This window comes from Actinomadura sp. NPDC023710 (genome assembly GCF_040639875.1).
GTDB classification, from domain to species: domain Bacteria; phylum Actinomycetota; class Actinomycetes; order Streptosporangiales; family Streptosporangiaceae; genus Spirillospora; species Spirillospora citrea.
In genome coordinates this window covers 30,277-52,598 of the sequence record NZ_JBFAGB010000028.1, presented here as the reverse complement: position 1 = coordinate 52,598, position 22,322 = coordinate 30,277, and the positions used below count along the sequence as shown (strand labels likewise).

Annotated in this window: 20 protein-coding genes; 11 read left to right on the top strand and 9 right to left on the bottom strand. The window is 73.0% G+C overall.

Annotated elements, in window-relative coordinates; all coding sequences use genetic code 11:
* Nucleotides 1-7 precede the first annotated feature (7 nt).
* A complete protein-coding gene (locus AB0H37_RS29060; protein ID WP_329093438.1) occupies nt 8-1,267 on the bottom strand; it encodes an MFS transporter in 1,260 nt (419 codons plus the stop codon).
* Nucleotides 1,268-1,322: 55 nt separating this feature from the next.
* Here AB0H37_RS29060 and AB0H37_RS29055 point away from each other — a divergent pair, with 55 nt between their 5' ends.
* On the top strand, nt 1,323-2,348 hold the full coding sequence (locus tag AB0H37_RS29055; RefSeq protein ID WP_329093435.1) for a DUF5937 family protein: 1,026 nt from the start codon (nt 1,323-1,325) through the stop codon (nt 2,346-2,348).
* Here AB0H37_RS29055 and AB0H37_RS29050 read toward each other — a convergent pair.
* A complete protein-coding gene (locus AB0H37_RS29050; protein WP_329093433.1) occupies nt 2,288-3,307 on the bottom strand; it encodes a terpene synthase family protein in 1,020 nt (339 codons plus the stop codon). The two genes, AB0H37_RS29055 and AB0H37_RS29050, sit on opposite strands and share 61 nt — an antisense overlap.
* 172 nt (nt 3,308-3,479) lie before the next feature.
* On the opposite strand from AB0H37_RS29050, the gene AB0H37_RS29045 reads away from it, so the two are divergent.
* The 5 genes from AB0H37_RS29045 to AB0H37_RS29025 all read left to right on the top strand — a co-directional run bounded on the left by AB0H37_RS29045 (nt 3,480) and on the right by AB0H37_RS29025 (nt 10,521).
* Nucleotides 3,480-4,304: an ABC transporter substrate-binding protein gene (locus AB0H37_RS29045; protein WP_179833693.1), complete on the top strand. Its 825-nt coding sequence runs from the start codon at nt 3,480-3,482 to the stop codon at nt 4,302-4,304.
* Entirely contained in the window at nt 4,262-5,131 is an 870-nt protein-coding gene (locus AB0H37_RS29040; protein ID WP_179833694.1) for an amino acid ABC transporter permease, read from the top strand. Before AB0H37_RS29045 ends, AB0H37_RS29040 begins: the two co-directional genes overlap by 43 nt.
* Nucleotides 5,128-5,967: an amino acid ABC transporter ATP-binding protein gene (locus AB0H37_RS29035; protein WP_329093430.1), complete on the top strand. Its 840-nt coding sequence runs from the start codon at nt 5,128-5,130 to the stop codon at nt 5,965-5,967. Before AB0H37_RS29040 ends, AB0H37_RS29035 begins: the two co-directional genes overlap by 4 nt.
* A 125-nt stretch (nt 5,968-6,092) precedes the next feature.
* Nucleotides 6,093-7,454: a glutamine synthetase family protein gene (locus AB0H37_RS29030; RefSeq protein ID WP_179833696.1), complete on the top strand. Its 1,362-nt coding sequence runs from the start codon at nt 6,093-6,095 to the stop codon at nt 7,452-7,454.
* A gap of 28 nt (nt 7,455-7,482) precedes the next feature.
* Nucleotides 7,483-10,521 carry a bifunctional [glutamine synthetase] adenylyltransferase/[glutamine synthetase]-adenylyl-L-tyrosine phosphorylase gene (locus AB0H37_RS29025; protein WP_179833697.1) on the top strand — a complete coding sequence of 1,013 codons (3,039 nt, stop codon included), beginning with the start codon at nt 7,483-7,485 and terminating at the stop codon, nt 10,519-10,521.
* Here AB0H37_RS29025 and AB0H37_RS29020 read toward each other — a convergent pair.
* A complete protein-coding gene (locus AB0H37_RS29020) occupies nt 10,506-11,366 on the bottom strand; it encodes a phosphatase PAP2 family protein (protein ID WP_329093427.1) in 861 nt (286 codons plus the stop codon). The genes AB0H37_RS29025 and AB0H37_RS29020 overlap by 16 nt on opposite strands.
* Before the next feature lie 269 nt (nt 11,367-11,635).
* Here AB0H37_RS29020 and AB0H37_RS29015 point away from each other — a divergent pair, with 269 nt between their 5' ends.
* The gene (locus AB0H37_RS29015; protein ID WP_360616394.1) at nt 11,636-13,207 is read left to right on the top strand and encodes an alpha/beta hydrolase; all 1,572 of its coding nucleotides are present in this window, start codon (nt 11,636-11,638) and stop codon (nt 13,205-13,207) included.
* Nucleotides 13,208-13,262: 55 nt separating this feature from the next.
* Here the strand turns inward: AB0H37_RS29015 and AB0H37_RS29010 are convergent, their stop codons facing one another.
* Both AB0H37_RS29010 and AB0H37_RS29005 read right to left on the bottom strand, forming a co-directional pair.
* Nucleotides 13,263-13,655, bottom strand: a complete 393-nt coding sequence (locus AB0H37_RS29010) for an OsmC family protein (RefSeq protein ID WP_179833699.1) — start codon at nt 13,653-13,655, stop codon at nt 13,263-13,265.
* Between the two features lie 62 nt (nt 13,656-13,717).
* A complete protein-coding gene (locus AB0H37_RS29005) occupies nt 13,718-15,955 on the bottom strand; it encodes a DEAD/DEAH box helicase (protein WP_360616393.1) in 2,238 nt (745 codons plus the stop codon).
* Nucleotides 15,956-16,113: 158 nt separating this feature from the next.
* On the opposite strand from AB0H37_RS29005, the gene AB0H37_RS29000 reads away from it, so the two are divergent.
* The 3 genes from AB0H37_RS29000 to AB0H37_RS28990 all read left to right on the top strand — a co-directional run bounded on the left by AB0H37_RS29000 (nt 16,114) and on the right by AB0H37_RS28990 (nt 18,454).
* Nucleotides 16,114-16,296 carry a hypothetical protein gene (locus tag AB0H37_RS29000; RefSeq protein ID WP_360616392.1) on the top strand — a complete coding sequence of 61 codons (183 nt, stop codon included), beginning with the start codon at nt 16,114-16,116 and terminating at the stop codon, nt 16,294-16,296.
* Nucleotides 16,297-16,495: 199 nt separating this feature from the next.
* Complete coding sequence (locus AB0H37_RS28995; RefSeq protein WP_360616391.1) at nt 16,496-17,689, top strand: helix-turn-helix transcriptional regulator; 1,194 nt, start codon at nt 16,496-16,498, stop codon at nt 17,687-17,689.
* Between the two features lie 81 nt (nt 17,690-17,770).
* Nucleotides 17,771-18,454, top strand: a complete 684-nt coding sequence (locus AB0H37_RS28990) for a hypothetical protein (RefSeq protein ID WP_360616390.1) — start codon at nt 17,771-17,773, stop codon at nt 18,452-18,454.
* A 189-nt stretch (nt 18,455-18,643) separates the two neighbouring features.
* Here AB0H37_RS28990 and AB0H37_RS28985 read toward each other — a convergent pair whose 3' ends face one another.
* The 4 genes from AB0H37_RS28985 to glnA all read right to left on the bottom strand — a co-directional run bounded on the left by AB0H37_RS28985 (nt 18,644) and on the right by glnA (nt 21,689).
* A complete protein-coding gene (locus tag AB0H37_RS28985; protein WP_179833704.1) occupies nt 18,644-19,033 on the bottom strand; it encodes a VOC family protein in 390 nt (129 codons plus the stop codon).
* A complete protein-coding gene (locus AB0H37_RS28980) occupies nt 19,030-19,383 on the bottom strand; it encodes a metalloregulator ArsR/SmtB family transcription factor (protein ID WP_329093413.1) in 354 nt (117 codons plus the stop codon). Before AB0H37_RS28980 ends, AB0H37_RS28985 begins: the two co-directional genes overlap by 4 nt.
* Nucleotides 19,370-19,804, bottom strand: a complete 435-nt coding sequence (locus tag AB0H37_RS28975; RefSeq protein ID WP_360616389.1) for an SRPBCC domain-containing protein — start codon at nt 19,802-19,804, stop codon at nt 19,370-19,372. The genes AB0H37_RS28980 and AB0H37_RS28975 overlap by 14 nt, the downstream gene beginning before the upstream one ends.
* Before the next feature lie 460 nt (nt 19,805-20,264).
* A complete protein-coding gene (gene glnA, locus AB0H37_RS28970; protein WP_179833707.1) occupies nt 20,265-21,689 on the bottom strand; it encodes a type I glutamate--ammonia ligase in 1,425 nt (474 codons plus the stop codon).
* Nucleotides 21,690-21,843: 154 nt separating this feature from the next.
* On the opposite strand from glnA, the gene AB0H37_RS28965 reads away from it, so the two are divergent.
* Nucleotides 21,844-22,320: an RDD family protein gene (locus AB0H37_RS28965; RefSeq protein ID WP_360616388.1), complete on the top strand. Its 477-nt coding sequence runs from the start codon at nt 21,844-21,846 to the stop codon at nt 22,318-22,320.
* Nucleotides 22,321-22,322: the final 2 nt, after the last annotated feature.

Sequence of the window (22,322 nt, the reverse complement as noted above, 5' to 3'; positions counted from 1 at the left end):
GGTTTCGTCACTTTGACGAGAAGTGGACGCCGAGCACGGCGTCCCGCCGGCGCCGGATCGCGGGGGCGAGCGCGAGCTGCGCCGCGGCGGCGGCCAGGGCGAGAGCCGCGCAGGTCAGCCACAGTGCGGGCGCCCCGCCGGCGCCGAGCAGCTGGGTGCCGCCGAGGGGCGCCAGCAGGAAGCCGCCCGACCACGCCATCCCGTACAGGCCGCCGTACCGGCCGCGCAGGCCGGCGGGCGCGAGGTCGGCGACCACGGCCTGCAGGACGGACGCGGCGATGATCTCCCCGAGCGTCCACACCAGGATCGTCGCGGTGTAGGCGGGCACGGACGAGGCGAGTGAGGTGAGCCCGTAGCCGACCCCGACCAGCGCGAAGCCCGCCGCCAGCACCAGGCTGTGGTCGCGCCGTGCCAGCCACGCGTTCACCAGCGGCTGGACGATGATGATCAGCAAGCCGTTCGCCGCGATCGCCAGGCCGTAGGACCGCGGGCCGAGCCCGTCCTCCTTCATGGCGAGCGGCATCGTCGTCATGCCCTGCATGAGCACGAACGTGTAGAAGAGGGTGACCAGGACGTAGCCGACCATGACCCGGTCGCGCAGCACGCGGCCGAACCCGCCCGTCCGCTCGGCGCGGGCGTCGCGGGTCCGCGTCTCCGGGATCGCCCGCCACACGAGCAGGCCGAACGCCGCGCAGGTGAGGGCGTCGATCCAGAACAGCCACAGGAAGCCCTGCTGCGCGAGCGTCCCGCCGAGCACCATGGCGACCGCCCAGCCGAGGTTGATCGCCCAGAACAGCAGCCCGAACGCGCGGGGGCGGTCGGCCGGGGAGATGATGTCGGCCACCATCGCCTGCGCGGCGGGCCGGTACATGTCCAGGAGCAGGCCGAGCACCAGCGCGGCCGCGAGGATCGCGGCGAGCCCCTGGGCGTAGCCGAGCGCGAGCATGGCCGCGCCGGTGCCGACGGTCGCGAGCGTCAGCGTCGCTCGGCGGCCGATGCGGTCGGCGAGCATGCCGCCCGCGAGCTGCCCGGCGAGCGAGCCCGCGCCCAGCACGGCCATCGTCACGCCCGCCTGGGTCAGCGACAGCCCGCGCATGGTCGTCAGGTAGAGGCCGAGGAACGGCTCGACCATGGTCCCGAGGCGGTTGAGCAGGGTCCCCGCCCACAGCACCCAGAAGGGCCGGGGGAAGCCGCCGACCCTGGGCCCGAGGAACGCCGCGAACCTGCCGGGAGCGGGCCCGACAGGGGTCTCTTCCAGAGTGCTCACTCGCACGATGGTGGGGGCGCCGCGCGCTCCGAGACATTCATTTAGCCTGGGCTAAATGATCGAGTTCGTGCTGGCGCCGGACGACGTGGCGCGGGTCCGGTTCGCGTTCTCGCCGCTGTGGGAGATGGTGCGCAGCCTGCGGGTGCTCGCCGACCCGTCCGGCCACGCGCTCCACCTGCCGTGGGTCCGCACGGTCCGGCCCCGCCTGCGCGGTCTCGGCTTCGAGCCGCTGCTGGACGTCGTCCTGCCCGCCGGGTACATCCCGGACTTCCTCACCCCGCCGCCGCGCACGCCGCTGCCCGACCTCGGCGCGGAGCTCGCGACCGTCCGCGCCACCCCGCCCGAGGTCGTCGCCGCCGAGCTCAGCTGGACCGCGCCCGGAGCCCGGCCCCGATCCGCCCGCCGCGCCATGGCCACCGACCCCGAAGGCACCCTGGAAAGGCTGGCCGACCTGCTCGAACGGTACTGGGAGGTGGCCGTGGAGCCGTTCTGGCCGCGCATCCGCGACCTCCTGGAGGGGGAGGTCCTGCGCCGCAGCGGCGCCCTCGCCGCCGAGGGCGCCGAGGGCGTGTTCGGCGACCTGCACGAGGCGGTCTCCTGGCGCGCCGGGACGCTTACCGTCGACCGCCACTGGGACTTCCGCGGCGAGCTCGCCGGGCGCGGGATCCTGCTCGTCCCGAGCGCGTACGTGTGGCCGAACGTGTCGGTGATGGTGCCGCCCTACCAGCCGATGCTCAGCTACCCGCCGCGCGGCGTGGCGACGCTATGGGAGACCGGGCCGCCGGACGAGCCTCGCGCCGGGGCCCTGGCCGCGCTGATGGGACGCCGCCGCGCCGAGCTGCTCACGGCGCTCGCCACGCCGGCGTCCACCACCGACCTGGCCAGGCGGGCGGGCGTGACCGCGGGGGCCGTCAGCCAGCATCTGGGCGTCCTGCGCGCCTGCGGCCTCGTCACCGGGCACCGCATGGGCCGCCGCGTGCTGTACGTCCGCACGCCGGCCGGGGACGCCCTTGCCGGCGCTCAGCGCAGCGACGCGAGCGCGTCCAGGCGCGACGGCCCGGGGGAGGCGCCCGGTCCGTAGCGGCCGGACTCGGCGAGCCAGTCCATGTGCGCGCGGGGCGTGTCCAGCAGGACCTTGACGACCTGCGCGGCGGCGGCGCGCTGCGCGACCGTCAGGTCCAGCCGGTCGAGCATCTCCGGCAGCCGGCGCGCCGCCGCCCACGCCTCCTCCAGCCGGTCGGCGATCCGGTCGGCGACCCTGTGGGCCGCCCGCGCCTCGTCCAGCCCGTGCGCCCTGGCGAGGACGGCGGGCAGATCGTGCACGTCGCCGCGCGCGGCCTCCAGGTCGTGCGAGGCGAGATCGTTGGCCCAGGCCACCACGTCGGCGACGCCGTCGGCGAGGGTCTTCCAGCGTGGCGTGCGCAGCAGCCGCGCCGGCAGTTCGACTCCGAGGACGGCCTCGACCAGGTCGAACAGGAAGGGCCCGCACGCGCGGCGGCGCAGCGCCGGGTACTCCTGCTCGGTCGGGACGTGGCTGATCCGCCGGTTGACGGCCTCCTCGGCGCAGCCGTCGCGGTGCGCCTCCAGGTGCAGCATGAACCGGCGGCGCCAGTCGCGGCTCATGTCCTTGGACGTGGCCTGCCACAGCTCCACCAGCGCCGCCTCCAGCGGCCGGGCGCCGGGCCGGGCGTGGCCGCGCCGCATCGCGCGCAGCAGGTCGTCGTACAGGGCGTGCACGGCGCTGCCGCTGTCGGCGAGCGGCGGGTGGTCCAGCGTGTCGTCCAGCGCGAGCGTCCAGGTCAGCCAGCGGGCGAACAGGTCCACGGCGGCCAGGTCGGCGGACGGCAGGACGCGGGCGGCCAGCCGTTCGCAGCGCGCCCGGCCGAGCGGGGAGGTGTCCGGATCTCCGAGCACCAGCCCGCGGCCGCGTGCCCAGGCCTCCACCTGCGCGCACAGCTGCCACGACTCCGGGTGCATGGCCGACGGTGTGGCCAGCGCGGTCACCCGGTCGGTCATCGAGAGAAGGAGTGAGATGTCCACGACGTGATCCACGCTAACGATCACCGTGCCGGGCGACCATGATCGCCACGTCAATTTCCGGGAAACGGATATCCGGGGACGGTCATGGGCGAGTCAGCCGCCCGCCCCTGCCCACGGCGGGAGGGACGTGCGATAGTGCGGTGATCGGAAGCCAGCACGATCAGGAGGAAACGTGTCGAGACGGACGACACTCCGGGCCTTCGGCGCGGGGCTCGCGGCCCTGGCGCTGACAGCGTCGGCGTGCGGCGGGGACAAGGGCGCGACGGTGCAGGGCGTGAAGCTCATCGAGAAGGGCGCGCTCACCTCGTGCACGCACCTGCCCTACCCGCCCTTCCAGTCGGAGGACAAGAAGTCGGGCAAGGTCGTGGGCTTCGACGTCGAGCTCATCGACCTCGTCGCCAAGCGGCTCGGCGTCACCCAGAAGATCGTCGACACCCCGTTCGAGACGATGAAGACGGGCTCGGCGCTGAACGCCGGCAAGTGCGACATCCAGATGGGCGGCATGACGATCAAGCCCGACCGGGTGAAGTTCATGGACGTCTCCACCCCCTACTTCGACGCCACGCAGTCGCTGATGGCCAAGAAGGGCAGCGGGATCACCACGCTCGACGACGTCAAGGCCAAGAAGCTCAAGCTCGGCTCGCAGGCGAGCACGACCGGCGAGGACTTCGTCAAGGGCAAGGGCTTCGACCCGCGCTCGTTCGACAACTCCAACGCCGAGCTGGACGGCCTGCGCACCGGCCAGGTGGACGTGATCGTGCAGGACGACCCGGTCGTGAAGGGCTGGCTGAAGGACCCGGCGAACGCCGGCTTCGAGATCGCCGCGAACCTGAACACCGGTGAGCAGTACGGGTTCTGGATGCGCAAGGGGCACAACCCCGAACTGGTGAAGATGACCGACCAGGTGATCGCGCAGGCGAAGTCGGACGGCTCCTACAAGCGGATCTACGAGAAGTGGATCGGTCCAATGCCGCCCAGCGCCGGCGGCGGCTCGTGACCGCGGAACCGGCCGGGGTGGCGGCGCCGGGCGGGCTGACCCGCCGGCGCCGCCGGCAGCTCTCCCTCGGCGGCCAGTACGGGATCTTCGCCGTCGTCGTGGTGCTGGTGCTGGGGCTCGCCGACTGGGGCACCCTGCGGCTCAACTTCGCCAACTGGGACGTCGCCAAGAGCCTGTTCCCCGACATCATCACGGTCGGGCTGCGCAACACCGCCGTCTACACCGCGGTCGGGTTCGGGATCGGCCTCGGCGGCGGGCTGGTCGTCGCGCTGATGCGGCTGTCGTCGGTGCCCCCGTACCGGTGGTTCGCCACCGGCTACATCGAGATCTTCCGCGGCCTGCCGCTCCTGCTGATCTTCATTTTCGTGGGCGTCGGCGTGCCGCTGGCCTTCCCGGGCACCAACATCCCCGGCGGCGCCGCCGGGCAGGCGGGCCTGGCCCTCGGCCTCGCCGCCACCGCCTACATGGCCGAGACGATCCGGGCCGGGATCGAGGCCGTCCCGAAGGGGCAGCTGGAGGCGGCGCGGTCGCTCGGCATGTCGCACACCCGCGCGATGCGCTCGATCGTCATCCCGCAGGCGTTCCGGATCATCATCCCGCCGCTGACCAACGAGCTGGTGCTGCTCTGCAAGGACTCCTCGCTGGTGCTGTTCCTCGGCATCACGCTCGAACAGCGGGAGCTCACGAAGTTCGGCCGCGACCTCGCGGGCGAGCAGGGCAACACCACCCCGATCATCGTGGCGGGGATCTGCTATCTGCTCATCACGATCCCGCTGAGCCTGCTGGCCCGGCGGCTGGAGGCGCGGCAGCGCAGGGGGCGGCGATGACGAGCCTCGTCAAGGACACCGGGGGCCCGGCGGCGGGCCCGGCGGCCATCGAGATCAGCGGCCTGTACAAGTCGTTCGGGGCGAACGAGGTGCTGCGCGGGATCGACTTCCACGTCGGGGCGGGTGAGGTCGTCTGCGTGATCGGCCCGTCCGGGTCGGGCAAGTCGACGCTGCTGCGCTGCGTCAACCTGCTGGAGGAGCCCTCCGCCGGGACGGTCCGCGTCGCCGGCGCGGACGTCACCGGTCCCGAGGTCGACATCGACGCCGTCCGCCGCCGGATCGGCATGGTCTTCCAGGCGTTCAACCTCTTCCCGCACCTGACCGCGCTCGGCAACGTCATGATCGCCCAGCGGAAGGTGCTGAAGCGGGGGAGGGCGGAGGCCGAGCGGATCGCCCGGGAGAACCTGGAGCGGGTCGGGCTGGCCGACAAGGTCGACGCCTACCCGGCGCAGCTGTCGGGCGGCCAGCAGCAGCGCGTGGCCATCGCCCGCGCGCTCGCGATGGGCCCGGAGGTGATGCTGTTCGACGAGCCGACGTCCGCGCTGGACCCCGAGCTGGTCGGGGACGTCCTCGGCGTCATGCGCGGCCTCGCCGAGGCCGGGATGACGATGCTCGTCGTCACCCACGAGATGAGCTTCGCCCGGGAGGTGGCCGACCGGGTGGTGTTCATGGACGGCGGCGTGGTCGTGGAGGAGGGCCCGCCCGCCCAGGTGATCGGCGAGCCCGCGCACGAGCGGACCAGGACCTTCCTTTCGCGCGTCCTCGACCCGGCGGCGGCGCGGATCGAGGACGGTCCGCGGTCGGATATGTTCCGATCACCGGCCCCGGACGCGTAACGTCGCGGTAACAGCGTCCGGGCATACTGCAGATACAGCCGGACCGGCTCCACACGGCCGGCATGCCGGACCCGCGTCGTCGACAACGCAGTCTCGCCGACAGGGCAGTACCGAGGGAGAGGGCATTGGACCGTCAGCAGGAGTTCGTGCTCCGCACGCTGGAGGAGCGCGACATCCGCTTCATCCGGCTGTGGTTCACCGACGTGCTCGGGTTCCTGAAGTCGGTGGCCGTCGCCCCCGCCGAACTGGAGGGCGCCTTCGGCGAGGGCATCGGCTTCGACGGCTCGGCGATCGAGGGCTTCGCCCGGGTCTACGAGGCCGACATGATCGCCAAACCGGACCCGTCCACCTTCCAGGTGCTGCCCTGGCGGTCGGAGTCCCCGGGCGTCGGCCGCATGTTCTGCGACATCCTCATGCCGGACGGGACGCCGAGCTTCGCCGACCCCCGCTACGTCCTCAAACGCTCCCTGGCGCGGGCCGCTGACCTCGGGTTCACTTTCTACACCCACCCCGAGATCGAGTTCTTCCTCCTCAACGACAAGCCGGAGGACGGCCGCGAGCCCGAGCCGGCGGACGCGGGCGGCTACTTCGACCACACCCCGCACAGCGCCGCGCACGACTTCCGGCGCAACGCCATCACGATGCTGGAGGCGATGGGGATCTCGGTGGAGTACAGCCACCACGAGGGCGCCCCCGGCCAGCAGGAGATCGACCTGCGGTACGCCGACGCGCTCACCACCGCGGACAACATCATGACGTTCCGGCTGGTCATGAAGGAGGTCGCGCTGGAGCAGGGCGTGCACGCCTCCTTCATGCCGAAGCCGTACACCGAGCACCCGGGCTCGGGCATGCACACGCACATGTCGCTGTTCGAGGGCGACCGCAACGCCTTCTACGAGCCGGGCGCGGAGTTCAAGCTGTCCAAGGCGGGGCGGGCGTTCATCGCCGGGCTGCTGCGGCACTCCGCCGAGATCACCGCCGTGTGCAACCAGTGGGTCAACTCCTACAAGCGGCTGTGGGGCAACGTCGGCTCCGCGGCGGGCCTGGGGGGAGAGGCCCCGTCCTACATCTGCTGGGGGCACAACAACCGGTCCGCGCTGGTCCGCGTCCCCATGTACAAGCCGCACAAGGGCCACTCGACCCGCATCGAGTTCCGGTCGCTGGACACGGCCGCCAATCCCTATCTGGCGTTCGCCGCGATCCTCGGCGCCGGGCTCAAGGGGATCGAGGAGGGCTACGAGCTGCCGCCGGGCGCCGAGGACGACGTCTGGGCCCTCACGGTGGCCGAGCGGCGCGCCCTCGGCATCGAGCCGCTGCCGCAGAACCTGGACGAGGCCATCCGCGCGATGGAGCGCAGCGAGCTGATGGCCGACGTCCTCGGCGAGCACGTCTTCGACTTCTTCCTGCGCAACAAGCGCCAGGAGTGGGAGGACTACCGACGGCAGGTGACCGAATTCGAACGGAAGCGGCTGCTGGCCGTCCTCTGAGGGCCCGCGCCGGATTACGGTTGGTCCTGTGACCGAGTCCTGGACTTCCGACCGCCGTCCCTCGCTCGCCGGACGCCTGGCGCGGCTCGGGTTCACCCACGCGGCGCGGGCGGAGCGGCTGCTCGCGGAGGCCGAGCGGGACGGCGCCGGACCGGGCGACGGCCTGCTCGACGCCCTCGGCGGCACCGCCGACCCCGACCTCGCCCTGGACGGTCTGCTGCGCCTGCTCCCCGCCGCCGGCGGCGGGCTGCGCGCGGCGCTGGCCGCCGAACCGGGGACGCGGGAGCGGCTGACCGCGGTCCTCGGGGTGAGCGCGGCGCTCGGCGACCACCTGGCGCGGCACCCGGACCACTGGCGGGTGCTGCGCGACGGCGTCGCGGGCCCGCTCGGGAGTCCCCGCGCCGACCTGCTGTCCGCCGTGGGCGCCGACCCGGCGGCGCCGGAGCCGGTGGCGCGCGGCGAGGACGCGCTCGTCGCGCTCCGCGTCGCCTACCGCCGCCGCCTCCTGGCGCTGGCGGGACGCGACCTGATCGGCGCGGCGGACGTCGCCGAGGTCGCCGCCGAACTGGCCGACCTCGCCGCCGCCGCGCTGGAGGCCGGCCTCGCGATCGCCCGCGCCGAGGTCCCCGGGCACGAGGCGTGCCGGCTCGCCGTGATCGGCATGGGCAAGTGCGGGGGCCGCGAGCTCAACTACGTCAGCGACGTCGATGTGATCTTCGTGGCGGAAGCGCGGGAGGGACGGGACGAGGACGCCGCGCTGCGCACCGCGACCCGGCTGGCGTCGGCGATGATGCGGGCCTGCTCGGCCACGACCGAGGAGGGCGCGCTCTGGGAGGTGGACGCGGCGCTGCGCCCCGAGGGCAGGTCCGGGCCGCTCGTGCGGACGCTCGCCAGCCACCGCGCCTACTACGAGCGGTGGGCCAAGACGTGGGAGTTCCAGGCGCTGCTGAAGGCCCGTCCCGTCGCGGGCGACGCCGACCTCGGCGCCCGCTACCTCGAAACGATCACCCCGATCGTGTGGAAGGCGGCCGAGGGGGAGAGCTTCGTCGAGGACGTCCAGGACATGCGGCGCCGCGTCGAGGCGGACCTGAACCAGCGCACCGCCGACTCCGAGCGGCAGCTCAAGCTCGGGCCGGGCGGGCTGCGCGACGTGGAGTTCGCGGTGCAGCTGCTCCAGCTCGTGCACGGCCGCGCCGACGAGACGCTCCGCAGCCCGACCACGCTGGACGCCCTGGCCGACCTGTCCCGGGGCGGATACGTCGCGCGCGACGACGCGGCGGCGCTGGCGTCGGCGTACCGGTTCCTGCGGCGCGTGGAGCACCTCGTCCAGCTGCACCGGCTGCGCCGCACCCACCTCGTCCCGGACGACGAGGCCGGCCTGCGCCGCCTCGGCCGCGCGCTCGGCCTGCGCACCGACCCGGTGGGGGAGTTCACCGCGCTGTGGCGGCGGCACGCCCGGGAGGTCCGCCGCATCCACGAGAAGCTGTTCTACCGGCCGCTGCTGCGGGCCGTCGCGCGGCTGCCCGGGGAGGAGGCCCGGCTCACCCCCGAGGCGGCCCGGGTCCGGCTGGAGGCGCTCGGGTACGCTGATCCGGCGGGCGCGCTGCGGCACATCGAGGCGCTGACCGCGGGCGTGTCGCGGCGGGCCGCGATCCAGCGGACGCTGCTGCCGGTCATGCTCGGCTGGTTCGCCGACGCGCCCGACCCCGACGCGGGCCTGCTCGGGTTCCGGCAGGTCAGCGACGCCCTCGGCACCACGCCCTGGTACCTGCGGCTGCTGCGCGACGAGGTCACCGTCGCCGAGCGGATGGCCTGGGTGCTCGGCTCCAGCCGCTACGCCACCGACCTGCTGCTGCGCGCCCCCGAGGCGGTCGCCCTGCTGGGCAGCGACACGGGCCTGGCGCCGCGCCCGTACGAGGCGCTGCGCGCGGAGGCGCTCGCCGCCGTCCGCCGCCACAAGGAGGGGACCGGCGGGAAGCCCGGGGAGGAGGGGCGGGCGGGCGCCCGCCCCGCCGAGGAGGCGGCCGGGGTGGTGCGGGCGCTGCGGCGCCGCGAGCTGTTCCGCGTGGCCGTCGCCGACCTGCTCGGCCTCGTGGACGTCCGGGAGGTGGGGGAGGCCCTCACCGGCATCTCCACCGTCACCGTCGAGGCCGCGCTCCAGCTCGCCGTCAACAAGATCGAGATGGAGTCGCGCGGGCCGCTGCCGACCCGGATGGCGGTCGTCGCGATGGGCCGGTTCGGCGGGCACGAGCTCGGCTACGGCAGCGACGCCGACGTGATGTTCGTCCACGACCCGCTGCCCGGCGCGGACGAGGGCGCCGCCGGGCGGGCCGCGTACGCCGTCGCCGAGGAGCTGCGCCGCCTCCTCGCCCTGCCCGCCCCCGACCCGCCGCTGGTGATCGACCCGAACCTGCGCCCGGAGGGGCGGCAGGGGCCGCTCGTGCGCACGATCGCGTCCTACGCCGCCTACTACGCGCGCTGGTCGGAGCCCTGGGAGGCGCAGGCGCTGCTGCGCGCCGACCCGATGATCGGCGACCCGGGGCTGTGCGAGCGGTTCCGCGCGCTGATCGACCCCGTCCGCTGGCCGGAGGACGGCATCGACGAGGACGCCGTCCGGCAGATCCGGCGGCTGAAGGCGCGGATGGAGTCCGAGCGGCTCCCGCGCGGCGTCGAGCGGCGCCTGCACACCAAGCTCGGGCCGGGCGGGCTCGCGGACGTGGAGTGGGTCGCGCAGCTGCTCCAGCTGCGCTACGCCCACGAGGTCCCGGCGCTGCGCACCACCCGCACGCTGGACGCGCTGGACGCCGCGGTCGAGGCCCGCCTCCTGGACGCCGAGGACGCCGAGACCCTGGCCGAGGCGTGGTGCATGGCCACCAGGGTCCGGGGCTCGCTCATGCTGGTGCGGGGCCGCGCGTCCGACCTGCTGCCGACCGACCACCACCGCGAGCGCAGCTCCGTCGCCCGCGTCCTCGGCTACCCCGGGACGGGCGACCTTCTGGAGGACTACCGCCGGCACGCCCGCCGTGCCCGCCTCGTCGTGGACCGCGTCTTCTACGGAGCCGAGTGAGCCCCGGAGCCGCCCGTGCGCCGTCCGGTCCGCTGGTGGAACCGGTGCATGACGCGGGCCCTGGCGATGAGGAGCGGTGCGGGGCAGCGCGTGTAGAGGATCCACGAGGCCCACAGCGCGCCGCCGATGACCGCCATGCCCGCCACCGCGTCCAGCACGTAGTGGTTGGCGGTGGACAGGATCACGATCACGGTGGTCGCGGGGTAGAGCACGCCGAGGAGCTTGGCCCACCTCTGCGACGCCAGCCTGACCAGCACCAGCCCGCACCACAGGGACCATCCGGCGTGCATGGACGGCATGGCCGCGTACTGGTTGGTCAGGCTCCCGGACGCGTCGCTGGCGTACAGGCCGAGCGAGTGCAGCGCGGTCACCGGGTCGACGAAGCCCTCGCTGTGCAGGAACCTCGGCGGCGCCAGCGGGTACAGCCAGAAGCCGATCAGCGCCACACCGGTGGCGATCATGATGGAGGTGCGGAGCCACCGGTAGTGCTGCGGCCGGTAGCGGTACAGCCAGACCACGGTGGCGAGCGTCACGATGAAGTGCATCGTGGCGTAGAAGACGTTCGCGGTCCGCGCCAGCCACGGCACGGTCAGCAGCGTCTGGTTGAGGTGCAGCTCGACGTCCAGCCCCAGAAAGCGCTCGGCGCGCAGGATCTCGTCGGCGTGCGCGAACGCCGGCCCGGTGCCGTCCTGAACCAGGACGATCCGCGTCAGCGTATAGCCGGTGTAGAACAGGACGACCAGCAGGAGCTCGCGCCAGACGGGCGGCGCGGTGATGACCCGACGCCGCATTCCGGTGGCGCCGGCCTCGCTTCTGCGGGCCGCTGGGGGGGCGGATTGAGCCATGCTACCTATCTTTGCCGCCGGGGCCCTGAATGAGATCACCGCGACGAATGGTCTTCATCTCAGACCTGAGTAGTACGACCCTGACGCGGTATCCGGACTTTCGGGGGAGGACCTCAGGGACACCGGGGGATCCCGGCGCCGCCCGCCCCTCGCGCGGAGCCCGTTGAGCCGATCAGGAGTCGGCATCGAGGGCCATGGGTAGGTCCCGGTCGCTTCAGGCGATGCGATCGGAGGGACGAATGGCCAGGTATCGGGGGATATCAGGCGCGGTGCCCGCGGGTGCCGCGACCCTGGCCGCCTTAACGCTCGTCTCCCTCTCCGGGGGGACGGGCCACGCGCGCACGTCGCCCCGTGCGGCGACGGGCACCGCACCCGCGGCGGGCGATACCCCGCGCGCGGCGACCGACACCTCGCCCGTGGCGGCTCCCCGGTTGTCATGGGGGCGCTGCACCGGCCTGCCGGCCCCGCCGCCCGGGAGCAAACCGCCCCGCGGGCTGCGCTGCGCGGCGCTCCCGGTGCCGCTCGACCACGCCCGGCCCTCCGGCGAGAAGATCGAACTCGCCCTGGTCAAGGTGCCGGCGACCGACCCGCGCCGGCGCATCGGCTCGCTGGTGTTCAACTTCGGCGGCCCCGGCGGGGAGGGCGTCGACACGCTCGCGCAGGCCGCGGGCCAGTACGCCGGCCTGCGCGCCCGTTACGACCTGATCGGCCTCGACCCCCGCGGCGTCGGCCGGAGCAACCCGGTGGCCTGCGTGGGCGACCGCCGCATGGACGCGATCGCCGCCATGGACGACAGCCCCGACACCGCCGCCGAGGAGCAGGCGTACACGGCCGGCCGCGCCGACTACGTCCGCCAGTGCGAGGCCCGGTCGGGGCGGCTGCTGCCGCACGTCGGCACCGCCGACGCCGCCCGCGACCTCGACACGGTCCGCGCCGCCGTCGGCGACGAGCGGCTGCACTACTTCGGCATCTCCTACGGCACCTGGCTCGGCGCCAGCTACGCGCACCAGTTCCCCGCCAGGGTGGGGCGGGCCGTCCTGGACGGGGCCGTCGACACCAGGCTCGGCCGCGTGGACCTGGCCCTCCAGCAGGCGGCCGCGTTCCAGCGCGCCCTCGGCGGGTTCGGCGCCGCCTGCGCGCGGCTCGGGAAGAAGGGATGCCCTCTCGGGACCGACGGCCCGTCCGTCGTGGCGTCCATCGGGCGCTTCCTGGCCGGGCTCGACCAGAGCCCGCTCCGCACCTCGTCCGGTCGCAGGCTCACCCAGAGCCTCGGCACCGCCGGCGTCGCCGCCGCGCTCTACTCCCGGGACGCCTGGCCGTACCTCGCGCAGGGCCTGGTCGACGCGGTGAAGCGCCGCGACGGGTCGCTGCTGCTGATGCTCGCCGACGTCCAGAACGGTCGGCGCCAGGACGGCACCTACAGCAACCTCTCCGCCGCCAACACCGCCATCACCTGCGCCGACGGCGCCGACCGGCCCGGCGCGACCGACGTGCGGCGGCTGCTGCCGCGGTTCCGCGAGGCCTCGCCGATCTTCGGGACGTCGCTGGCGTGGGGCCTGCTGCAGTGCACGGGCTGGCCGGTGAAGGGCGACGCCGCCGCGCGCGAGGTGTCCGCGCCGTCCGCCGCGCCGATCCTCGTCGTCGGCAACACCGGCGACCCCGCCACCCCGTACGCGTGGGCGTCCGCGCTGACGGACGCTCTCGGCGGGCGGGCCACCCTCCTCACGCTCAAGGGGGAGGGGCACGGCTCCTACGACACCGGCGACTCCTGCGTCCGCGAGGCCGTGCACGCCTACCTCCTGCGCGGCACGGTGCCCGCCCGGGGGGCGACCTGCGGCTAGGGAGCGGTCTCCGGCGACCCGGCCGACGCTGGGTGCCGCCGCGCCCGCGCCCCCGTCACACGATCTGCTCGACCTTCATCGGCTCCCGCAGGGCGCTGCCGACGGTGCAGTACTTCTCGTGGACGCGCCCGGCGACGGCCTTCAGGACGTCCTCGGCCTCGGCGTCCCCCTCGGGCAGCTCGACGTCGTAGGTGACCGTGATCGTGCCGAGCGCGCTCGTCGCGACCTTGTCGGCCTGGACGGTCGCGGCGAGCCGCGCCATCCGGTGCCCCCGCTTGGCGGTCAGCGGCTCGACGGTGACCAGCTCGCAGCCGCCGAGCGCCGCCAGCAGCAGCTCGACCGGCGTGAAGGCGCCCTCGGTGTCCCCGTCCCCGATCGCGACCGCCGCGCCCCGGCCGTTGACGGCCCGGAAGCCGTCCTCGGTGCGCTCCACCCTGACCTCCGCCATGACATCCCCTTCGATCGGCTGGTCTCCGCCCGCGTGAACGCCGACGCCTCCCGCAATCTTCCCTACGTCCCGAGCCTCTCCTGCTCCTGCGCCACGATCTGCCGGGCGAGGTCGCGCTCGGAGATGTCGACCGCGTCGGGAGTCTGCTCCGCCAGGTCGCTGCGCCGCGCGTACTCGTCGAAGAGCATGGTCTTGACGTGCAGGATCTCCAGCATCCGCTCGTCCACGCTGCGGGGCGTCAGCAGCCGGTGCGCCTGGACGGTCCGCACCTGCCCCATCCGGTGCGCCCGCGCGATCGCCTGCGTCTCCATGGTCGGCTTCACCTGCGGCTCGCAGAGGATCACCACCGACGCCGCCTGCAGGTTCAGCCCGACCCCGCCGGCCTGGATCTGCGCGAGCAGCACGGCGTGCCCCGGCTCGGCGGTGAACGCGTCCACGATCTCCTGCCGCCGCGCCGGCGGCGTCTCGCCCGAGATCGGCCCGCGGGCCCGCGGCCCGAGGGCCTCCCCGACGGCGGCCAGCACGTCCCGGAAGTAGGAGAACACCACGACCTTCAGGTCGTTCTCGGCGGCCTCGACCACCAGCTCCTTGAGCCGGTCGAGCTTGGCCGACCTCTTCGGAACGGCGTAGGCCGCCCGGCGCATCGCCATGAAGTTCCCCGCCGCCACGGCCCTGCGGTAGGCGGCCGCGTCCGCCCGGCTGAACTCCTCCAGCTCGTCCACGTGCACGACCTCGGGCAGCTCGACGAGCACGTCCCGCTGGTTGCGCCGCAGGTACACCGGCGCGACGGCCGACCGGAACGCCCGCGCCCCCATCGCCGCGTCGTGCGGGCGGACCCGTTCGGCCACATCGGGCCGCAGGTGGGCCACGAGGCTCCGGAACTCCTCGACCCGGTTCTCCATCGGCGTCCCGGTCAGGAACAGCACGTTCTCGGTCCTGCGGCACCACTGCGCGACGGCGCGGGCGCGGCGCGTCTCGTGGTTCTTGGCGTAGTGGGCCTCGTCCACCACGAACATGCCGATCTCCACGTCCTCCGGGACGTTCAGGGAGTGCAGCGTGGCGAGCGTCGTCACGGCGATGCCGCCGTCGCCGGCCCACTTGCGCAGCGCCGCCGCGCGCCCGGACCCGTGCAGCGGGTGCGCGGCGATCGCGCTGCGGGTCTCGATCTCCCGGACCCAGTTGATCAGCACGCTCGCCGGGCAGGCCACCAGGAAGTGCGTCGCGCCCCGCGCCCGCAGATGCGCCATCGCCGCGATCGCCTGGACCGTCTTCCCGAGCCCCATCTCGTCGCCCAGGATCACCCGCTTCTGGACGAGCGCGAACCGGGCCCCGAACGCCTGGTACCCGCGCAGCGACACCCGCCGGAACCCGTCGTCGAGCGGCTGGGCCTTGACCCGCGCCGCGAGGTCGCCCGGCAGGAACCCCTCGGCGGCCTCGCGCTCCGGGTCCGCCGCCGCGAGCTCGGCCAGGAGGGTCTGGTAGTCGGCCGCCCGCAGCTCGAAGTCGATCCACGCCTCGTCCGCCGACACGTGCGGGCGCAGCAGGTCCACCGACGCCTGGGAGACCAGCAGCCGGGTGCCGCGCGCCTCCTCGGCGGCGAGGGCCTCCGCCAGCTCGCCGACCGCCTCCCGTGCCCGCTCGCGCCGCGCCGGCGGCGTGAGGAGCCTGCGCCACCACGACCCGGCCGGCCGCGCGTCCTGCACCAGCGGCCCGATGCGCTCGTCCACCTCGTCGGCGACCGCGCGCGCACGCGGCAGCTCCGGTCCCGCGTTCACCAGCCGGTGCAGCGCGACGACGGCGGGCGTCATCGCCTCGTCCCGCCGGTCGACGTCGATCCGCACCGTCGTCGAGCCCTCCGCCGCCTCCGCCAGGCTCCCGGCCGCCGCGTGGAGCTGCTGCGCCGTCTGGGGCCCGATCCCGGGAAGCAGCTGGAGCTTGTACGGGGTCGAGTCCAGCACGTCCACGACGCTGGTGAACCCGGCCTCCTCCAGCGGCCCGAGCCGGAGCCGCCCGTCGGTGACGTCCTTCAGCCGGGCCAGGGGGATCGACTTCAGCTGCTCCCGCGCCGCCTCGGCCCGCAGCGGAGCCACCGCCGCGTGCACGTCGGCCAGCGCCCGCCGATGGTCGGCGACCAGGTCCCGCGCGGCCTCCAGCAGCGAGTACCCGCCCCTCAGGACGTCCTTGGCCTCATACGCCATCCCGACCCCTAACCCGCGCGCTCGGCCCACATGATGCCAGCCGCGCACCGGTGCGCCGACCGCCTCGGCCCGGCGGCCGTCCGACAGGAGCCGATCTCTCACGACCCCCCACCGTAGGCCGCCCCACCGACACCTCCGGCAGTGCTCCGAGACCGGGAGTCGGTGGCGGGCCGTCGGCTTCGCCGGACGGTCTTCTGCGACCCGGCTCAGCCGGGCCGTCAGTGCAGTTCTGGTTTCACGTCCACAAAGGAGAATTTCGCATGGCTAACACCACTCCCGCGCAGCCGGCAGGGGGGTCCACTCCGGACCCGCGCCGGTCGTACGCGGCAGGCGAGCAGGAGTACCAGCGCGAGAAGATCGCGGAGCTCGACCAGGCCGTCGCGAGCGGCGAGGTGGACCCGGCCGACCTGCCGGAGTCGCCGCCGCCGCTGTCCTGGACCTGACCGGCTGATCAGCTGATTGGCTGATCGCCTGAGCCACGAGAGGCGGCCCCCTGGGCCGCCTCTCGTTTTCTTTCGATCCCTCCACAGTGGGCGATCAGCCGCACCGGAGAAAACGCGGCCTTGCGGGTGTCCATGACATGCGAGGGCACCGCGCCTAGCCTTAGGAGGTGCGAGGCTTCCGGGAGAAGGGCAGGGCCCGATGTCCGACGAAACCCTCGAAACCGTGGGAACGCGCCTGGCCAGGGCACGTAAAAGACGTGGCCTGACACAGATCGGGCTGGCGCAGCGGTCGGTTTACAGCCGCGGCCACATCGCCCAGGTGGAGACCGGGAAAAAGGTGGCGACACCGGCGTTCGTGTCTGCGGCCGCCGCCGCTTTGGGCGTCGACCCCTCCGAGCTCTACGGGCAGCCCTATCGGGTATCCGGACACGATGACGCTGTCCATTCGGTCATCCCTGAACTTCGCCGCACACTCGCCTACGTGGATGTCGGTCCCGAAGTCGAGGGCTCACCGCGCGCCGTGGAGGTGCTCGCCGCTGAGGTCGCGACCATGCGGCGTCTCATGGTCCGAGCAAAGCTGACCAAGATCGGGGCGCGGCTCCCCGCCGTCGTCGAGGAACTCGCCTACTGGGCGCACGACAGCGATGACCCCCAAGTCTGGGCACTGTTGAGCAGGGCTCTGCGGGACGGCGTGAGTCTGGCCCGGCGCCTCGGGTACGGCGGCGACGCGCTGGCGCTGCTGGCACCCGCATCGACTGCGGCGACTCGCGCGCAGGACCCGCACCTTCCCTCGCTCATCACTCTCGCGCAGGCTCTTGTCCTGATGGCCCAAGACCAGTACCGGCCCGCCTTGACGCTGCTCGACCGGGCCGCGGCGAGTGTCCGGCCGGACCGGTCGGATGCGGGCGAGGTCGCAGGGGCGATCGAGCTACGGTCCGCGATAGTCGCGGCCCGTGCCGCTCGCGGCGGGGACGGCGGGCAGGCGTGGGAGTACTTCGGGCGGGCGGCCGAGCGTGCCAGGCGCGGCGGGTGTGGTGCGCCCGTTCACGGGCTGGAGTTCACGGCGGCGAACGTGGCGATCCACGGGGCCGCGGTCGCCGTCGAGCTCGGCGACATGGACGAGGCGGCCCGCCGGGACCAGCGCATCGGCGACGAGACGCTCGCGGGCCTGCCCCCGGAACGGCGCGCGCACCATGAGATCGACATGTCTCGGGTCATGACCGAGATCGGCGACCTCGCCAGGGCCGAGAAGCGCCTCGCGTTCGCAGACCGGATCGCCCCACAGATGATCACCTTCCACCCGACCGCGCGGTCAGTGGTGTCCCACCTGGTCGACGCGCGCCGCACCCTGCCAGAGCCCTTGCGCCGCATTCACGCACGAATGACCACTTAATCTGCCGGGCTCGGTGCCGCAACCCGCGCCTGGTTCCAACTTGGAACATTGGGAATCCGGAGTGACTCCATGGTGTGACGCATGACTCACTCAGGATCACCGGCCGCCGAAGATCGCGAGGGGCACCTTGCCGCGTTACGAGCGGAGTTTCCCGGCTGGGACATCGGGCCGAGCGACATGCCGTCCCTGCCGTATCGCGCCGTCCGGGCGGGCGGCGGCGAGAAGGCGATCGTCCTGGTCTCGGGCTCGTACGACGGGCTGTGGGGGCTGCTGTCCAGGCAGGACGAGGCCGACTGCGAGCGAGCCCTCCTCGCGCTGGGCAAGGCGCTTGAGGAACGCGGCGCCAAGGTCGTCCAGCACGGCGTCAGCCTCGTCACAAGGACGCGGACGGGGATCGCGCGGTCGGTCGGCGCAGGCAGGGGCCGGTTCGTCTGGGACTCCGGGAACGGCCTCGGCTCCCTCGCCGCCGTGGACGAGGTCGCCCTGAAGATCACGCGACTCCTCGGCCTGGAGCTCCACCCGCAGCTCGGGGCGCTCGCCCGCCGCATGGGCGTGCGCGGCTACAAGGTCGACATCGGCGCCCCCGAGATCACCGTGACGACCGCGGGCGGCGGCACGCCCCGCGCCGTGCGGATCACGTGTGAGCCCCGACCGAAGGACGACGACCGCGACTGGTTCTGGACGCACTGGGGCGACCCGCTCGCCCAGGCCGGCGACATCACCGGCGCGGAAGTTGCGATCGTCGGACTGCTGGCCCGCTCATGAGCCGGGACCGGCGGTGCGCGCGTCACCGGTGTCGACTCCATGCGGGGTGTGAACTCGTGCAGCCGTGGCCGCCGAGCCCGCTGCTCCTCGCCGTCCCGCGGCCGACCGCCGCGCTCGTCCACGCCGACCGGTCCGGGACCTGCGCGTCTGGCCCGCCACCGGTAGGGCACGGCCGCGGCGCGGAACCGGTCAGGAGGGACTTTGGTCCTCGTCGGCGAGGCGGACGATGTGCGGGATGCCGACCGGGTTGCTGATCCAGTGGGCGTCCATGCCGGCGGGGAACGGCTCCAGCTCGTCCTGGACGGCGACACCGTGCGCGGCCAGGTGCCTGGCCGCGCCGTCGACGTCGTCGGTGAACAGTTCCAGCCACAGGTCGGCCCGCGCGTAGTTGTCGACGCGGTCGAACCACAGCGTCACCGGGCCGAGTTGCACCGAGGCGCACTGGTCCACGACGCCCGGGCTGCTCTCGTCGGTGACCTCCATGCCCAGGACGTCGCGGTAGAAGGCGACGGTGCGCTCGAACTGTGCCTTGGGCAGCTTCATGGCGATGTTGTGGCCGCCGCGGAATGTCGGACTCATTCTTCGTTCTCCCTGTTGCGTTCGAGATGGTCGCGGAGTGCGCTCAGGTGGCCGTCCCAGTCGCGTGCCAGCGCGGCGAGGAACGACTGGGCCACGGCCACCGGTCCGGTCTGCAGCCGATAGCGGATCCGGCGCCGCTCCCCGGCCTCCGCTTGGACCAGCCCGGCATCGGACAGCAGGCCGAGGTGCTTGGCGATCGCCTGGCGCGAGATGGGGAGCCGGGCGGCGAGGTCGGTCGCGGTCGCCGGGCCGCGCGCGGCGAGCTCGGCGAGGATGGCGCGCCGGGTCGGGTCGGCCAGCGCGGTGAAGACCGCCTGGGCGACGGGTTCGGCCTGGTCAGGGTGCGGCATCGAGGTACCCGGCCAGCTCGGCCAGCTCCGTCCGCCACCCGTCGACGTTGCTCTCGTAGGCGCCGGCCAGTTGGTCCGGCAGCTGGGCGAAGCCGCTCTCCACGACCGTCACCCGGGTGCCCGTGCCGGTCGGCTCCAACGTGAACTCCACGTAGGTGCGCCGCGGATCGCCCGCCGGCAGCCCTTCGATCGCCCACGTGTAGGCGAACCGGCGGGGCGGCTCGACGACCTGGAGCCAGAGGGTGAACTCGCCCTGGTCGTCCCACCGCACCCGGACCTCCCCACCGGGCCGCAGGTCGTCGACCTCCGCATGGGAGCCGAACCAGCCGCCGAGCCCTTCGGCGGTGGTCAGCGCCGCCCACACCTGCGCGGGCGGGTGGGCGAGTTCGAGCGTCCGCTCGATGCGATCCGGGACGGGCACGGCACCCCCTATAGCAACTGATCGGTTGCTATCCAAGCTATCACAACCGACAGGTTGCGATACCTCCCGACGCCAGACCGCGCAGGCCGCTGACCAGGCGGCCCGGCGGACCGCCACCGCGGATCGCGCCGCAGCACGATCGTTCTCGGCGGCGCCGGTCGTCGTCAGTCGTGGGGGATTGAGGTGGTGCAGGCGCGAGCAGCCCCTGCCCTGGACCGAGAACTCCTGGGCGCCCTCGTGGCGGCGGACGGCGGGGACACGCGCTGTGCGGATCACCTACGAGGCGCGGCCCACCGGCAGCGACCCCGACCGGTTCTGGGCGCCTGGGCTGACCCGATCGCCGGGCCATGGGCATCACCGGCGTGGAGGTCGGGCTCGTGGGGCTGTTGACGGCCCGGCCATGAGCCGGAACCGGGCCGAGGCGCGCTGACGGATCGCCACGTCAGCGCGCCTCTGCGGCCTAGATGTCGTAGTAGAGCTCGAACTCGTGGGGGTGGGGACGCAGGCGGATGGGGTCGATCTCGAACTCGTTCTTCATCGTGACGTAGGTCTCGATGAGGTCCGGAGTGAAGACGCCGCCTTCCAGCAGGTAGTCGTGGTCGGTCTCCAGGGCGGCGAGGACCTCGGGGAGGCTGCCGGGGACCTGCGGGATGGCGCGGGCTTCCTCGGGCGGCAGCTCGTAGAGGTCCTTGTCGACCGGCTCCGCGGGCTCGATCTTGTTCTTGATGCCGTCCAGGCCGGCCATCAGCATGGCGGAGAAGGCCAGGTAGGGGTTGCAGGCCGGGTCCGGTACGCGGAACTCGATGCGCTTGGCCTTCGGGTTCGAGCCGGTGATGGGGACGCGGATGCAGGCCGAGCGGTTGCGCTGGGAGTAGACCAGGTTGACCGGGGCCTCGTAGCCGGGGACGAGACGGTGGTAGCTGTTCACCGTGGGGTTGCTGAAGGCCAGCAGGGAGGCGGCGTGCTTGAGCAGGCCGCCGATGTAGTAGCGGGCGTTGTCGGACAGGCCCGCGTAGCCGACCTCGTCGTAGAAGAGGGGCGAGCCGTCCTTCCAGAGGGACTGGTGGCAGTGCATGCCCGACCCGTTGTCACCGAAGATGGGCTTCGGCATGAACGTGACGGTCTTGCCCGCGGCGCGCGCGACGTTCTTCACGATGTACTTGTAGAGCATCAGGTTGTCGGCCGTCTTCAGCAGCGTGTCGAAGCGGAAGTCGATCTCGGCCTGGCCGGCGGTGCCGACCTCGTGGTGCTGCATCTCGACGTGGATGCCCGAATCGATGAGCTGGGCCACCATCTCCGAGCGCAGGTCGGTGTAGTGGTCCATCGGCGGGACGGGGAAGTAGCCGCCCTTGTAGGGGGGCTTGGCGCCGAGGTTGCCGCCGGGCTCCTCGCGGCCGGTGTTCCAGGCGCCCTCGACGGAGTCGAGGTAGTAGTAGCCGGCGTTCTGCTTGGTCTCGAAGCGGACGTCGTCGAAGATGTAGAACTCGGCTTCGGGGCCGAAGTAGCAGGTGTCGGCGATGCCGGTGCCGCGCAGGTACTCCTGGGCCTTGCGCGCGATGTTGCGCGGGTCGCGGCTGTAGGGCTCGCCCGTCAGCGGGTCGTGCACGAAGAAGTTCAGGATCAGCGTCTTGTGCTGCCGGAACGGGTCCACGACGGCGGTGCTCGGGTCCGGCAGCAGGAGCATGTCGGACTCGTGGATCTCCTGGAAACCGCGGACCGACGACCCGTCGAACATCAGCCCGTCGGTGAAGACGCTCTCGCCGAAGCTCTCGACGGGGAACGTGAAGTGCTGCATCTTGCCAGGCAGGTCCACGAACCGGCAGTCGACGAATCTCACACCTTCGTTCCTGATGTAACTCAGGACCTCTTCGGCGCTGCTGAACATCCAGCCTCCTCAGGGCGGTTCTCGGCTTCCACGACGTTATGTCCGCGCCGTTTCCCGACCATGTCTCGTGTGTTTCCGCTGTGTTACGGGTCACATCGGGCCTCCCCTCCGGAGCCGCGTCCGAACCTCCGGAAGGACGGGATAGCGTAGGGACATGAGCGGTGGTAAGGCGGCCGGGCCGCGGTGGACGCAGACGTGGCTCGGCGGGGCGCGCTCGGCCGGGGCGGACCTCGGCGAGCCCGGGAAGCGGATCGGCCTGCCCGCGAGCGGCAGCGGCTCCGTCGCGCCCTACGGCCGCAGGCTCCTCGCCCTGTTCGTCGACTGGGGCCTGTCGATGCTGGTGGCGAGCCTGCTCGCGCGCTCGTTCGGGTGGGAGCCCGCCGAGCGCAGCACGTGGACGCTGCTCATCTTCGGCCTGCAGGCGTGGGTGCTCACCGCGTTCCTCGGCACGACGATCGGCAAGCGGTTGTGCGGCATCCGGGTCGTCCGGCTGGACGGCCGGCCCGTCGGCCTCGGCTGGGGTCTCGCCAGGACGCTGCTCCTGCTCCTGGTCGTTCCCGCGCTGATCTGGGATCGCGACTACCGGGGCATGCACGACCGGGCCGGCAACACGGTCGTCGTCACCCATTAGCC

Excerpts from the sequence above, each read along its gene's own strand:
- glnA (WP_179833707.1), bottom strand. The coding sequence starts at position 21,689 with ATGTTCAGCAGCGCCGAAGAGGTCCTGAGTTACATCAGGAACGAAGGT.
- AB0H37_RS28985 (WP_179833704.1), bottom strand. The coding sequence starts at position 19,033 with ATGAGTCCGACATTCCGCGGCGGCCACAACATCGCCATGAAGCTGCCC.
- AB0H37_RS29055 (WP_329093435.1), top strand. The coding sequence starts at position 1,323 with ATGATCGAGTTCGTGCTGGCGCCGGACGACGTGGCGCGGGTCCGGTTC.
- AB0H37_RS29035 (WP_329093430.1), top strand. The coding sequence starts at position 5,128 with ATGACGAGCCTCGTCAAGGACACCGGGGGCCCGGCGGCGGGCCCGGCG.
- AB0H37_RS28965 (WP_360616388.1), top strand. The coding sequence starts at position 21,844 with ATGAGCGGTGGTAAGGCGGCCGGGCCGCGGTGGACGCAGACGTGGCTC.
- AB0H37_RS28980 (WP_329093413.1), bottom strand. The coding sequence starts at position 19,383 with ATGCCGCACCCTGACCAGGCCGAACCCGTCGCCCAGGCGGTCTTCACC.
- AB0H37_RS29000 (WP_360616392.1), top strand. The coding sequence starts at position 16,114 with ATGGCTAACACCACTCCCGCGCAGCCGGCAGGGGGGTCCACTCCGGAC.
- AB0H37_RS28995 (WP_360616391.1), top strand. The coding sequence starts at position 16,496 with ATGTCCGACGAAACCCTCGAAACCGTGGGAACGCGCCTGGCCAGGGCA.
- AB0H37_RS29010 (WP_179833699.1), bottom strand. The coding sequence starts at position 13,655 with ATGGCGGAGGTCAGGGTGGAGCGCACCGAGGACGGCTTCCGGGCCGTC.
- AB0H37_RS28990 (WP_360616390.1), top strand. The coding sequence starts at position 17,771 with ATGACTCACTCAGGATCACCGGCCGCCGAAGATCGCGAGGGGCACCTT.
- AB0H37_RS29020 (WP_329093427.1), bottom strand. The coding sequence starts at position 11,366 with ATGGCTCAATCCGCCCCCCCAGCGGCCCGCAGAAGCGAGGCCGGCGCC.